Source organism: Micromonospora sp. NPDC049060 (assembly GCF_040649055.1).
Classification (GTDB): Bacteria; Actinomycetota; Actinomycetes; order Mycobacteriales; family Micromonosporaceae; genus Micromonospora; species Micromonospora reichwaldensis.
Genome location: NZ_JBEZEV010000059.1, coordinates 26,468 through 40,090 on the forward strand (window position 1 = coordinate 26,468; position 13,623 = coordinate 40,090).

At 74.4% G+C, this 13,623-nt stretch carries 9 protein-coding genes; 2 read left to right on the plus strand and 7 right to left on the minus strand.

Annotated elements, in window-relative coordinates; translation table 11 throughout:
- Positions 1-244 precede the first annotated feature (244 nt).
- Together AB0B83_RS20415 and AB0B83_RS20420 are read left to right on the plus strand one after the other, a co-directional pair.
- Entirely contained in the window at positions 245-2,677 is a 2,433-nt protein-coding gene (locus AB0B83_RS20415; RefSeq protein ID WP_357579522.1) for a M14 family metallopeptidase, read from the plus strand.
- 161 nt (positions 2,678-2,838) lie between these two features.
- Positions 2,839-4,443, plus strand: coding sequence for a Na+/H+ antiporter (locus AB0B83_RS20420; protein WP_357579523.1), 1,605 nt, complete (start codon positions 2,839-2,841; stop codon positions 4,441-4,443).
- A 15-nt stretch (positions 4,444-4,458) separates the two neighbouring features.
- Here AB0B83_RS20420 and dinB read toward each other — a convergent pair whose 3' ends face one another.
- The 7 genes from dinB to AB0B83_RS20455 form a co-directional block, all read right to left on the minus strand.
- Entirely contained in the window at positions 4,459-5,646 is a 1,188-nt protein-coding gene (gene dinB / locus AB0B83_RS20425) for a DNA polymerase IV (RefSeq protein WP_357579524.1), read from the minus strand.
- Between the two features lie 100 nt (positions 5,647-5,746).
- The gene (locus AB0B83_RS20430) at positions 5,747-6,271 is read right to left on the minus strand and encodes an N-acetyltransferase (protein WP_357579525.1); all 525 of its coding nucleotides are present in this window, start codon (positions 6,269-6,271) and stop codon (positions 5,747-5,749) included.
- A gap of 39 nt (positions 6,272-6,310) precedes the next feature.
- Complete coding sequence (locus tag AB0B83_RS20435; RefSeq protein WP_357579526.1) at positions 6,311-7,525, minus strand: MFS transporter; 1,215 nt, start codon at positions 7,523-7,525, stop codon at positions 6,311-6,313.
- A gap of 135 nt (positions 7,526-7,660) precedes the next feature.
- The gene (locus tag AB0B83_RS20440; RefSeq protein WP_357579527.1) at positions 7,661-9,235 is read right to left on the minus strand and encodes an FMN-binding glutamate synthase family protein; all 1,575 of its coding nucleotides are present in this window, start codon (positions 9,233-9,235) and stop codon (positions 7,661-7,663) included.
- 102 nt (positions 9,236-9,337) lie between these two features.
- Positions 9,338-10,558, minus strand: a complete 1,221-nt coding sequence (locus AB0B83_RS20445) for a GAF domain-containing SpoIIE family protein phosphatase (protein ID WP_357579528.1) — start codon at positions 10,556-10,558, stop codon at positions 9,338-9,340.
- 99 nt (positions 10,559-10,657) lie between these two features.
- On the minus strand, positions 10,658-12,805 hold the full coding sequence (locus AB0B83_RS20450) for a glycogen debranching N-terminal domain-containing protein (protein ID WP_357579529.1): 2,148 nt from the start codon (positions 12,803-12,805) through the stop codon (positions 10,658-10,660).
- 215 nt (positions 12,806-13,020) lie between these two features.
- Complete coding sequence (locus tag AB0B83_RS20455) at positions 13,021-13,434, minus strand: VOC family protein (protein WP_357579530.1); 414 nt, start codon at positions 13,432-13,434, stop codon at positions 13,021-13,023.
- Between the last annotated feature and the right edge of the window lie 189 nt (positions 13,435-13,623).

Below are 13,623 nucleotides of genomic sequence, written 5' to 3' on the forward strand. Positions count from 1 at the left end.
TTGACAGATCACTTTGTGTGCGCTGAGGATGACCCAATCCACCGACCTCGACCGGAACGGCTCTCGGCCACCAGCCTGACGACGCTTCCCGCGCCCGGCGGCGTCGGTCCGTCGCATCCGGACACCCCGTCTCTGCTCCGCCGGGTCGCGACCCTGCGGTCGTGCGCGCGAACGGCCGCGCACCCCCGGGCGGCCCCTCGGCCATCCCGTCCGGTCACCCTGCCGACACCAGAAGGGCGGACACATGCGTGATCCCCTAGCTCCCCGGTGGCGACGCCGCCTACCCGTCCCGGCCGCGCTCGCCGCCGCCACGGCGGTGGTGCTGCTGGTCAGCCCCGCCTCGGCCGTCGTGCCCGCCGCAGAACCCCCCGTCGAGCTGGTGCGCGTCGCCGACGAGGAGGCGAACGTCGTCGAGGTGCTGCTCGCCGGCACCACCCAACTGGACGCCCTCGTCGCCACCGGCGTCGACCTCGACCACCACGTCACCCGCACCGGGAACGGGGTCGTCGCGCACGCGGTCGTCACCGCCAGCGAGGCCGCGGCGCTGACCAGGGCCGGTTTCACCCTCGGCAAGGTGCTGCACCGTCCCGCCGACGCCCGCGCCCGGGTGGCCGAACGCGAGGCGACCATCGCCGGGCACGTCGCCCAGAACCGCCGGTTCGCCGCCGCGACGGGCGGCCCGAGCGCGTCCGCCGCCTCCGACGTCAAGATCATCCGGGCGGACTACTACACCTCCGGCACGAGCCAGATCCTCTCCGTCGAGGCCAAGTGGGCGCAGGGCCAGACCGCCGCCGACGCCCTCACCGTCGAGCGGGACAGCGGCCCGGGCACCGAGATCGGCTCCGGCGGCACGCAGACGATCTCCCGCTTCGTCGACGCCGGGGTCTACCTCTACCACCGCGGCGCCGCGCCCGTGACCAGCCGGCCCGACCGGATCCGGATCACCAGCCCGACCGGCGACGTGGCCGTGGCCGAGGTCCGCGAGTGGCTGCCCACCCCGGGCGACGGCCCCGAGGGCCCGGGATACCAGAAGGACTTCGTCACCAGCTACCTGACGCCGACCGAGCTGTACGCGCGGATCCACCAGCTGGCGGCCGAGTTCCCCCGGCTGGCGGAGGTCGTCGAACTGCCGCACCGGACCAACGGCTACCGGCGGCACGCCCAGGCGGTGCTGGGCACCGCCACCGACAGCCGGGTCGCGGTGGACTCCCTGGCCTGGGGGCACGAGGGCGGCAACGACGTCTCCGTGGAACTGGCCGACCCGGGCGCCGCGGACACCCCGCTGTCGGTGACCGTCGCCGGCGCGGCCGTACGGGTCACGCTCGGCACCGACGGCGAGGGCGCGGTGACCAGCACGGCCGCCCAGGTCGTCGCGGCACTCAACGCCGAAGCCGGGACGCTCGTGCGGGCGTACACCTATCGGGGCAGCCCGGGCGGCGGCGTGGTCGCGCCGGCCGCGCGGACCCCGCTCAGCGACGGCCTGAGCGCGCCGGCGAGCGTCTCGCGCGACCCGCATCCGGTGTACGCCATCCGCATCGGCAAGCACCGGGACGGCTCGAAGCTCGGCGTGCTCGCCTACGCGCAGGAACACGCCCGCGAGTGGGTCCCCCCGCTGGTCACCGTCGAGACCGCCGAGCGGCTGCTGCGCAACTACGCCCACGACGGGCGGACCCGGCAACTGCTGGACAGCCTCGACATCTGGATCGCCCCCTCGATCAACCCCGACGGCGGCCACTACTCCTTCTACGACTTCAACTCCCAGCGCAAGAACATGACAAACCACTGCCCGACGACCGGGGCGGCCGACTTCCTGGCCCGCAACTCCTGGGGCGTGGACAACAACCGCAACTACACCGAGTACAGCCTCTTCGACGGCTACTCGGGTGCGTCGACGAGCTGCACCAGCGGCACGTACGCCGGGCCGGACGAGCTCTCCGAGCCGGAGAACCGCAACCTCGACTGGCTGGCCTCCCGCCCCAACATCCGGTTCTCGATGAACCTGCACTCCTCGGGCAACTACTTCATGTGGTCGCCGGGGGCGTACGCGCTGCCCGACCGGGTCTCCGCGCCCCGCCCGACGCTCGCCGAGGAGTCGGCCTTCTGGGGCGCGTCCTCGCGGATCCTGGCCGCCATCAAGCGGCACCGCAACATGGCGGTCACCCCGGCGCGCACCGGCCCGATCTCCGACGTGCTCTACTCGGCGGCCGGCAACTCCGGCGACATGCTCTGGTACAAGTACGGCATCTACGCCTGGAACTTCGAGGTCGGCACCTCCTTCCAGCCCGAGTGGGACAAGGCGCACGCCGAGGCGCTGGAGTTCGCCAACGGCCTGGTCGAGCTGATGCGGGTGGCCCGGGACTTCGCCAGGGACCGGACCAGGCCGAGCAGCACGCTGGCGGTCGCGCCCAGCGCGACGCCGGGCATGGTGGACGTGACCTTCTCCACCAGCGAGCCGGCCGCCGTCTTCTACACCCTCGACCGGGCCGCCCCCACGTACGCGTCGAAGCTCTACGGCTCGGCCGGCATCCGGGAGGGCGGCGAGACGCTGACCGTCCCGGCGGGAACGCGGATCCACTGGTTCTCGGTGGACTCGGCGGGCAACGTCGAGAACAACTACCGCCCCGACGGCAGCGGCCGCAACTATCGCAAGGGCACCGCCGTACCGCCGACGCGCTGACGGCCGGGTCGCGAACGGGGGTGCGTCGGGGTCCCACCCGGCGGGCCCCCGCCGCCCGTCGCCCCGCCCCGGGCGAGGGGAGGCGCGCTGCCCGGCCACCGCCGCAGGACCGGGTTACGGTGGTGCCCGGGCGGAGGTTGACAGCGGGAGGGACCGGCGGGATGGGCGAGCTGGTGGCGTTGGCCCTCGGCGGCCTCGTCGTGGTCGTCCTGACCAACGCCCTGGCCCGCCGCACCCACCTGCCGGCGTCGGTGCTGCTGGTGCTCGCCGGGATCGGCTACGGCTACCTGCCCGGCCCGAACCTGGAACTCGATCCCGAGGTCGTGCTCTACCTCGTCATCCCCCCGCTGCTCTACGGCGCCGCCCTCCAGTCGAGCCTGACGGCGCTGCGCCGCAACGCCCGCACCGTGATCGGCCTGTCGGTGGCGCTCGTCCTGGTCACGGCGCTCGCCGTGGGTTTCGGGCTCAACGCGGTGGTGGCCGCCGTCCCGCTGAGCTTCGCCATCGCGGTGGGCGCGGCGGTCTCCCCGCCGGACCCGGTGGCGGCGCTGTCGATCGGCCGGCGTGCCGGCATGTCGCCCCGGCTGACCACGCTGGTCGAGGGGGAGGGGCTGCTCAACGACGCGACCGCCCTGACGATCCTGCAGGTCGCCGTGGCGACGGCGATCGGCGGCAGGTTCTCCGTCGGGCACGCCGTGGGCGACTTCCTGTTCGTCGCCGCCGGTGGGCTGGCCGTCGGCATGGCCGTCGCGTGGGTCATCGCGTACCTGCGGAAGATGGCCTCCGATCCGCTGACCGACAACGCCCTGTCCCTGGGCACCCCGTTCGCCGCCTACGTGGCGGCCGAGAGCCTGCACGTCTCCGGCGTCCTGGCGGTCGTCGTGGCCGGCCTCTGGCTGGGCCACCGCAGCGCGTCCCTGCAGTCCAGCGGCGCGCGGTTGCAGACCCGTTCGGTCTGGCACCTGGTGGAGTACCTCCTCGAGGGCTACGTGTTCCTGCTCATCGGCCAGCAGTTGCCCGCCGTCGTACGCGGGCTGGCCGCCTACGACCTGGGCACCGTCGTCGCGGCGGGGGCCGTCACCGTCGGCATCGTGCTGCTGGTGCGTCCGTTGTGGCTGCTGGCCGCCGCGCACCTGCCCGCCCGGATGCACGCCCGCCTCGGCGGCGACCCCCGTCCCGACAACCCGCCGTTGTCCGGTCGGGAGCTGCTCGCGCTGAGCTGGGCGGGCACCCGGGGCGTCATCACCCTCGCGGCGGCGTTCACGCTGCCCGCGAGCACGCCCGCCCGGGACCTGCTGTTGTTCTGCGCGTACCTGGTCGTGCTGGTCACGCTCGTCGGTCAGGGCCTGACCTTCGCGCCGCTGCTGCGCCGGCTGCGGCTGCCGGGCACCGCCGTCAGCCGGGCGCTGACCCGCAACGAGGCGCGCGCCGCGGCGGTGCAGGCCGCCCTCGACCGGCTGACCGCCCTGGCCGAGGCCGACCCGGGCGTACGCGACGTCGCCGCCCCGCTGCGCCGGGCCGCCGAGGGCCGGCACAAGCGCTACACCGAACGGGTCGCACTGCTCTCCCACGTCGAGGACCAGGTGCTGCCGGTGGACGACCGCTACCGGGCGGCCCTGCTGGCCCGCCGGGAGATGATCGCCGCCGAGCGGGACGAACTGCTCGCCTGGCGGGACGCGGGCCGCCTCGCCGACGCCGACATGCGCATCCTGGAGCGGGAGCTGGACCACGAGGAGAGCGTCCTGCCGCCGCTGCCGCCGTCCTGACTCGCCGCCCCGTGCTCAGTCCGGCAGCAGCGGCATCTCCAGGCCGGGGTCCCGGCCGAGCAGCACCGCCCGGGTGAGCGCCCCCGACCCGAACCGGTCGCGTACGGCGTCCACGGCCGCGTCCAGGTCCGCCCCCGGATCGCGGTCGAACGGCAGCGGCGGCTGGACGGGGGAGTCGTCCAGGTTTCCGACCGAGACGCCGAGCAGGGTCACGCCCCGCCGTTCGATCTCGGGCAGCGCGGCCCGCAGCAGCGCCCGCGCCGCGGCGAGCAGCGGGGCCGTGTCGGCGGTCGCCTTGGCCACCGTGTGGGAGCGGGTCGCGCGGGTGTAGTCGCCGAACCGCAGGCGCAGCGTCACCGTCCGGCCGGCCCGCGTCGCCGCCCGCATCCGCCGGGTCACCCGGTCGACCAGGCCGGCGAGGACCGCCTCCAACTCGGCGGGGGAGTGCGGAACGGCGGCGAGGGCGTGCTGCGCGCCCATCGAGGAGCGCCGGCGGCCGACCTGCACCGGCCGGGGGTCGCGGTTGTGCGCCAGGGCGTGCAGGTGCCGACCGGCGCCCGCGCCGAGCAGCGAGACCAGCGTCGCCTCGCCGAGGCGGGCGACCTGCCCGACCGTACGGATGCGCCGCTCGCGCAGCTTCGTCGCGGTCACCGGCCCGACGCCCCACAGCCGCTCCACCGGCAGCGGGTGCAGGAACGCCAGCTCCCCGTCCGGCGGGACGACCAGCAGGCCGTCGGGCTTGGCGACGCCGCTGGCCACCTTGGCGAGGAACTTCGTGCGGGCCACGCCCACCGTGATCGGCAGGCCGACCCCCTCGCGTACGTCCCGGCGCAGCCGGGCGGCGATGTCGGCGGGCGGCCCGACCAGCCGGCGCAGTCCGCCCACGTCGAGGAACGCCTCGTCGATGGAAAGCCCCTCGACGACCGGGGTGGTCCGTCGGAAGATCTCGAACACCGCGCGGCTCGCCGCCGTGTAGGCCGCCATCCTCGGCGGCACGACGATCGCCTCGGGGCAGAGCCGCCGGGCCTGCCGGCCGCCCATCGCGCTGCGGACGCCGCGGGCCTTCGCCTCGTAGCTGCACGCGAGGACCACGCCCCCGCCGACGATCACCGGCCGGCCGCGCAGGCGCGGATCGTCCCGCTGCTCGACCGACGCGTAGAACGCGTCCAGGTCGGCGTGCAGGATGCTGGCCTCTCGCGACACGAACACATGTTCGCACGCGGACCCGCGACTGCGGCACTGACCTGCCCGAACGTCGCCGGACAGCATCGTTCGGCCGTCGGTCAGGCCGCTGGCGGCTCGCCTACAGCTCGTCGAACGGGCGGGCGTAGCTGAACCCGCCGCGGATCGACGACCGCCACGCGCTCAGCGGGCGGGCCATGAAGTATTGCGGCCCCCACGGCTGCGGCGGGGTGACGCCGAGGTCGACCGCCGGGCGGAACCCGAAGCGCGGGTAGTAGTCGGGGTGCCCGAGCAGCACCACCAGGGCCTCCTCGCGCGCGTCGGCCGCGCCGAGCACGGCGTGCATCAGCGCGGAGCCGACCCCGCGCCGCTGCCAGTCCGGCAGCACGCCGAGCGGGCCCAACCCCAGCGCGACCGGCTCGCCGGCGACCCGGCCACGGGTGCACACCACGTGCCCGACCACCCGCCCGGCGTCGTCGGCCGCGACGAGGGAGAGGGCCGGCAGCCACCCGTCGTCCGCCCGCAGCGCGTCCACCAACCCCGCCTCGACGGGTACGGCGTCCGGCTTCTCCGGGTCGGCGAAGGCGGCGAGGTGCACCGCCCGGATCGCGTCGACGTCGGCGGGGGTCTCGCGTCTGATCAGCACCGGGCCACGATAGGCGGCGCGAGTGCGGGGCGCGCGCCATTATCGGCTGCGGTCCGGTCGCCACGGCCGGGACGCGACCGACCATGCGGCCGTCGCGGTGGCCGCGACCAGCCCGCTGAACACGAACGGTGCTTCGATTCCGATCGTCGACGTGAGCACGCCGCCGAGCAACGCCCCTGCGGCGGCGGCACTGAAGCTCAGGGTGCGGCCAGCCGCCACCACCCGGCCGAGCAGTTCGCGGGGCACCAGGCGCTGCCGCAGCGACACGGCCGTCACGTTGAGCACGGCGAACGAGCCACTCGTGACCACGATGACGAGTACCGCAGCCCACAACTGGGAGGTCACCGCCAGCACCGCGGGAATACCGGCGGTGATGGCCAAGGACCAGGCGAGGACCACGCGATGGCGGCGGCCCGCGACGAGCCGGTCGGCGACGAGCGAGCCGAGCAGGCCGCCGAGGGCGCCGACGGCGAGCATGATGCCGAAGCCGGCCGTGCCGGTGCCGAGTCGGTTCGTCGCGTACAGCACCAGGATCGCGAACCAGGCACTGTCCGCCGCGGCGACCGCCGCGGTGACCACCGCCAGCGTCCGCAGCACCCGGTGGCGTACCAGCCATCGCAGACCAGCCGCCACGCCCTGGTCGACCTGCCTCGTCGCCGCCGGCGGGCGGGCGGCCAGGCTCAGCGGCAGGGTCAGTACGAGCATCACTGCCAGGGCGAGGGACGCCCCGTTCGCCGCGAACGGCAGCGCGGCACCCATCACGAACAGCGCCGCGCCGACCGGCGGGCCGACGAACTCGTTTCCGACGATCTCGCCAGCCGCCAGTCTCCCGTTGGCGCGTTCGAGCAGTCGGTCGGGTACCAGGCCGGGAAGCGCCGTCTGTGCGGCCGTGTCGCGCACGGTCTCCCCGACACCGAGCAGGAAGCTGGCCAGCAGGACGAGCGGTAGCGACGCCCAGCCCGTCGCCACGGCCACCACCAGGACGGCCAGGACGATCACCCGGGCGACGTCCGCCTGGGCGAGCAGGGTACGGGCGCCGCGACGGTCGGCCAACGACCCGGCGAGTAGACCGGTCACCAGCCACGGCAACGCCTGGGCCGCCGTGACCGCGGCCACCCCGACCGGACTGGTCGTGAGCGACGCGGCGAGCAGGGGAAACGCGGCCAGCCGGATACCGTCACCGACATTGGCGAGAGCCGCGGCGCTCCAGAACGTCCAGAACGGCCGCCCCAGCGACATCGAGCCAGTGACCATGCAGGGGATCCTGGCATACGCGGCATACCAAGAAAGGCCCTCCTCGGCCAGAGGACCCGGGCGATGGTCGGCAGGCCAGGTCCCGTCCGGCACGTCACCGGCGGGCACGCGGCGGCCGGTGGCGTGCCGGGCGGGTCAGGACATCGCGGTCGGCGAGGGCGGGGCGGTGCCGCCCTGGGGCGCCTCCGCCGTCATCAGCCGGGCGATCTGCGCCCGGTCGGCGGCGGACGGCAGGCCCCACCCGGGGCGGTAGCCGTATACCTCGTGCAGGGGGTGCGAGGCGGTCCGGCCGTCGAGGATCTCGATCGCGTCGGTGTCGATGAGGCCCGGGTGCTCGACGCCGCACGCCTCGGCGACCTTGACCAGGTCGCGGCGCAGCGTCCGGACGTAGTTGGCCGCGCGGACCGACTTCGAGCCCGGGTCCACGCCCCGGGCGAGCCACTGGTTCTGGGTGGCCACGCCGGTGGGGCAGGTGTCGGTGTGGCACTTCTGGGCCTGGATGCAGCCGATCGCCAGCATCGCCTCCCGGCCGACGTTGACCATGTCGCAGCCGAGCGCGAACGCCACCACCGCGTTGTCGGGCAGGCCGAGCTTGCCGGCGCCGACGAACATCACCTGCTCGTGCAGGTCGCGCTCGGCGAAGACCTTGTAGACCCGGGTGAAACCCTGCTGGAACGGCAGCGACACCGAGTCCGTGAAGATCAGTGGCGCGGCGCCGGTGCCGCCCTCGCCGCCGTCGACGGTGACGAAGTCGACCCCACGCCCGGTGTCGCGCATCAGGGTGGTCAGCTCCTCCCAGAAGCCGAGGTCGCCCACCGCGGACTTGATGCCGACCGGCAGGCCCGTCTCGGCGGCGAGCAGCTCCACCCAGTCGAGCAGACTGTCGCAGTCGGAGAACTCGGCGTGCCGCGACGGGCTGACGCAGTCGCGCCCCTGCGGGATGCCCCGGGTCGCCGCGATCTCCGCCGAGACCTTGGCCGCCGGCAGCAGGCCGCCGAGGCTGGGCTTCGCGCCCTGGCTGAGCTTGATCTCCAGCGCCCGCACCGGCGCGCCGGCGACCAGGTCCCTGAGCCGGTCCAGGCTGAACCGGCCGCGTTCGTCGCGGCAGCCGAAGTACGCGGTGCCGATCTGGAAGACCAGGTCACCGCCCTTGCGGTGGTACGGCGACAGCCCGCCCTCGCCGGTGTTCTGCAGGCAGCCGGCCAGGGCGGCGCCCCGGTTGAGCGCCTCGACGGCATTGCCGGACAAGGAGCCGAAGCTCATCCCGGAGATGTTCACCACCGACTCGGGCCGGAACGCGTGGGCGCGGCCCCGCGCGGCGCCGAGCACCTTGGCGCACGGCAGCCGTACGTCGTGTCCGGCGCCCGGCGTCGACGGCGGGACGGCCCGGCCGAAGGTGCGGTGCTTGATGATCGGATATCCGGGCGTGAACTCGATGTCGTTGTCGGTGCCGAAGCCGAAGTAGTTGTTCTGCTGCTTCGCCGACGCGTACACCCAGCGGCGCTGGTCGCGGGTGAACGGCCGCTCCTCGTTGTTGCCCGCGACGATGTACTGGCGCAGCTCCGGCCCGATGGACTCCAGCAGGTACCGGGCCCGGCCGAGGACCGGGAAGTTGCGCAGCAACGCGTGGTCGCGCTGGATCAGGTCACGTGCGGCGAGGGCCGCGACGGCGGCGACGGCGGCGGGTACGGCTCGGCTTGCCCACTTCATGCCCGCCACTCTTTCCGCGATCGCCTCCCGCCAAACGGGCCGGCGACCACGCGGCCGGCGTCGCCCGTCCGGACGGCGCGCCTGGGCGGGCGGTCTGACGGATCAGTGCGGGGTCAGGAGCCGGTGGACGACCAGCATGGCGATGTCGTCGGTCGGCTGCTCGGTGCCGAGGGCGTCCATGACCTCGGCGCACACCTGCTCGGCCGGTGCCGGCCGGACCACGTCGGCGAGCTGGTCGAGGCCGACGTCGATGACCTCGTGGCGGCGTTCGACGAGGCCGTCGGTGAAGCAGACGAGCACCGCGCCCGGCGGGAAGTCCACCTCCGCCTGCTGCCGGGGCGGCGGCCGGCGACCCGTGCCGAGCGGGGGATCGGCGTGGACCGGGACGGGCGCGCCCGGCTGGCCCGGCACGGCGAGGACGGGGCGCAGGTGCCCGGCGGTGGAGAGCCGGATGCGGGTCCGGTCGGGGGAGATCATGGCGTAGAGCGCCGTGGTGAGGTTTCCGGCCTCGAAGTGGCTGACCTTGCGGTCGAGGAGCGTCAACGCCTCCGCCGGGTCGTCGCAGACCAGCGCGTAGGCGCGCAGCGCGCTGCGGACGCGCCCCATGACCACGGCCGACTGCAGGCCGTGGCCCGACACGTCGCCGATGACCAGGCCCAGCCAGCCCGAGGGCAGGACGAACACGTCGTACCAGTCGCCGCCGATCCCGGCGACGTGCCCGGGCACGTACCGGGCGGCCATGTCCAGGCCCGGCAGGCTGGGCAGCTGGGCGGGCAGCAGGCTGCGTTGCAGGGCGAGGGCGGCGTTGTGGTCGAGGTTGGTGGACCGGGCGAGGTTGGCCAGGCTGGCCCGGTCGGCGACCAGCTCCAGCAGGCGTACGTCGTCGGTGGTGAACCGGCGCTGGCTCAGCGTGCCGACGTGCAGCACGCCGATCAGCTCGCCCCTGGCGAACATCGGCACGCCGAGCAGCGACCGCAGCCCCATCGACAGCAGGACCGGGTTGACCACGACGTCGGGGGTGACCTCCTCGACGATCACCGGCCGTCCGGTCAGGGCGATCCGGCCGGCGAACCCGCGGCCCACGGAGACGCGGAACCCCTGCCGGACCTCCTCCTCCAGCCCCTTGGCCGCGGTGGCCACGAGCTGCTGGGAGTGCATGTCCAGCATGAGGATGGCCGCCGTGTCGACGTCAAGCAGGTCCCGGACGCGGTCGAGGAGCTCGTCGAAGAGGTCGGCCGCGTCGAGGCGGGACAGCGTCGCGTCGGTCACCGCCTCGATGCGGCGCAACCGTTCGTCGTCCTGGATGAGCCCTTGACCGCCCACCACCGGATCCTAGCCCTGACGGCTGCGACCGCCGATTCCGCGTTGTGCCGGCGGGCCCGGGCGCGGCGTCTCCACGGACCCGGTCCGGGCATCGGCCGGTCAGGACCGGCGGCGGGTCGCCGAGGCCTGGAGCGTGGGCCGGCGGACCACCGCGATCCGGTCGCCCCGGGCGCGCAGCGACGTGCGCCCGCCGCGCCCGCGGCGTACGGTCAGGTCGACGGTGCGCCCGCCCACGCGCACGCCCTCCAGCGTGAGGTCCGGCAGCCACTCCGGCAGGTGCGGGTCGACGAAGATCGTCCGCAGCGGCGCGGCCGGGCGCAGCGCCAGCAGCGCCTGGATCAGCGCGACGACCGCGCTGGCGGACCAGGCCTGCGGGGAGCAGGAGTCCGGGTAGACGCCGGGGTGCGGATGGGCGTCGTCGCGGGGCAGGCCACTGAGCACCTCCGGCAGGCGGTGTTCCGTGAAGAGCGCCGCCGCGGAGAACATCCCCTCCGCGAGCCGGTGCAGGTGCTCCCAGCAGCCGTACCGGGCCAGCCCCAGGCCGATCGTGCCCGCCTCGACCGGCCATACGCTGCCCCGGTGGTAGCTGAACGGGTCGTACGCCGAGTGCGCCGAGGACAGGGTGCGCACCCCCCAGCCGCTGAACATGTCGGGGGCGAGCAGCCGGTCGGCGACCAGGGGCGCGATGCGGGCGGGCACGATCCCGGTGGCCAGCAGGTGGCCGTCGTTGGAGTTCACCGAGCGCACCTGCTGCTTGTCCGGCCCCAGCGCCAACGCGTGGCAGCCCCGGTCCGGCATCCAGTAGGCCCGGTGGAAGCGGCGCCGCAGGGCGGCGGCCCGGCGGACCAGTCCGGCGCCGTACGCGGGATGGCCGGCCGCGGCGAACACCATCCCGGCGTGCCGCAGCGCGGCGTACCAGTACGCCTGCAACTCGCTGGTCGCGATCGGGTTCGGCACCACCTCGCCGTGCTCGTCGACGATGGCGGTGTCCGAGTCCTTCCACCCCTGGTTCTTCAGGCCGGCGGGGGAGCGGCGGTGGTATTCGAGGAAGCCGTCCCGGTCGAGGTCGCCGAACCGGTCGATCCAGCCCAGCACGCGCCGCGCGGTCGGCAGCAGGTCCCGTACCGTGTCGAGGTCCCCGGTCCAGGCCAGGTACTGGCCGAGGAAGACCAGGAAGTCCGGCGCGGTCGACCAGTCGCCGTAGTAGCCGTCGAACGGGTCGATCCCGAGCGCGGACACCGGGCCCCGCCGGGCCTCGTGCAACGGCTTGCCGGGTTCCTCGTCGCGCCAGTCGTCGACGCGCCGCCCGAGGTGGTGGGCGTTGAGCCGCAGGCTGTCCGCCAGCATCGTCGGCCCGGCGAGCAGGGACTGCCACGAGGCGGTCATCGTGTCGCGGCCGAAGATCTCCTGGTAGATGGGCAGGCCCGCCATGGGCGCCGTCGGGCCCTCCGGTTCGCCCAGCGGCAGCACGGACAGGTCGTCGACCGCGCACCGCCAGGCGGCGGTGACGTCGAAGTTGCTGCTGGCGAGCCGCGCGAGTTCGCCGGCCAGGGTGCCCCGGGCGCGCGCGGCCGCGTCGTCCGGCTCGGCGAAGGTCGGTGGCGGCGCGGCGAGGCGCTGCCCGTCGAAGACGGGTTCGACGAGGAGTTCCACCCGGCGGGACCCCCGGGGCGGCACCGCGAGGTCGACCGTCAGGGCGGCGTCGGCGTACCGGACGGGCGTGTCGGCCCGTACGCCGATCGCCACCGCCCGGTCGAGGCCGTCGCACCGGTAGGTCAGGCGGAGCTCCCGGTTCCGGTCGTCCCAGCTCGCGTCGACCGTGCCGGACTGCACCCGGCGGCCGGTCTCGGCCTCGCTGGTGTCGGCGAAGTCGGCGGCGAGGTGGATCCGCAGCCGCAGGTCCAGCGGCACGGCCGCGTAGCTGACCACGGTCAGCCGGGTCCGCAGCCCCGCGCCGACGAAGCGCTCCACCAGCAGGTAGGCCGCGCGGGAGGGCAGTGTGTCACCGTCGCCGAGGGCGGCGTACGAGAGCTGGGCGTGCCCGGCCACGTTGGCCGTGCTGAACGGGACCGGCTCGCGGCCGTCCACGCTGAGGCGTTCGGTGCTGAGCACCCGGGTGTTGCGGGCGAAGAAGCCCTGCGGGTCGACGCCGGTGATCCGGCCGCGCACGTCGGTCACCAGGGTGCTCCAGCCGCTCGCCACGTAGAGCAGGTCCGGGCGGACGCGCAGGTTCCGGACGCGGGTCATCGCGGCCGGGGCGCGCCCGGGCGGGGGCGGTCGTCGGCGCCGACGCCAGCGCCACCAACGCGCCGGGCGACGTGAGCGGGCCGTGGGTGCGCGGGCGGCGACAGCATCGGGGCACCCCTCCGGCCGGCGGCTGCGGGCCGGGGCCGCGCCGGTGGGGCGCCGCCCGGGCCCGCCGGACAGCGGTCCCTACCCGTTCGCGCCGCCGCTACACCCCGTCAGCCCTGCGGCTGGCCGATGTTCACCATCCAGCCGATGCCGTAGCGGTCGACGCACATGCCGAACTCGTCGCCCCACATCTGCTTCTCCAGCGGCACGCTCACCGTGCCGCCGTCGGCGAGCTGCTCCCAGTAGCCGCGCAGCTCGTCGGCGTCGTCGCCGCTGAGGCTCACGGAGACGTTGTTGCCGGGTTCGTGCTCCATCCCCGGCGCGGTGTCCGAGCCCATCAGGGTGAAGCCCCGGTCGGTCTCCAGCATCGCGTGCATGATCTTGTCGGCCAGCGCGGGATCGTCGGTGCCCATCGCGCCGAAGGTGCTCGTCGACAGCGAACCGCCGAACACGCGCTGGTAGAACTCCATCGCCTTCCGCGCGTTGCCCGGGAAGCTCAAGTACGGGTTGAGTCGAGACGCCACGGCACCCTCCTCCGGTCGCGACGGACCCATCGTCGCAGATCAGGGGCCTGGCGGGGGTGAGGTGCGACCGCGTTTCGCCGGCCCGCCGGTGCGGACGTTCCGCCGCGTCTTCTACGTCGCCCGCACCGGCGCCCGCGCAGAGGAGAACCAGTGACCGACCTGCAAACCTTCATCGCCGGACTGCCCAAG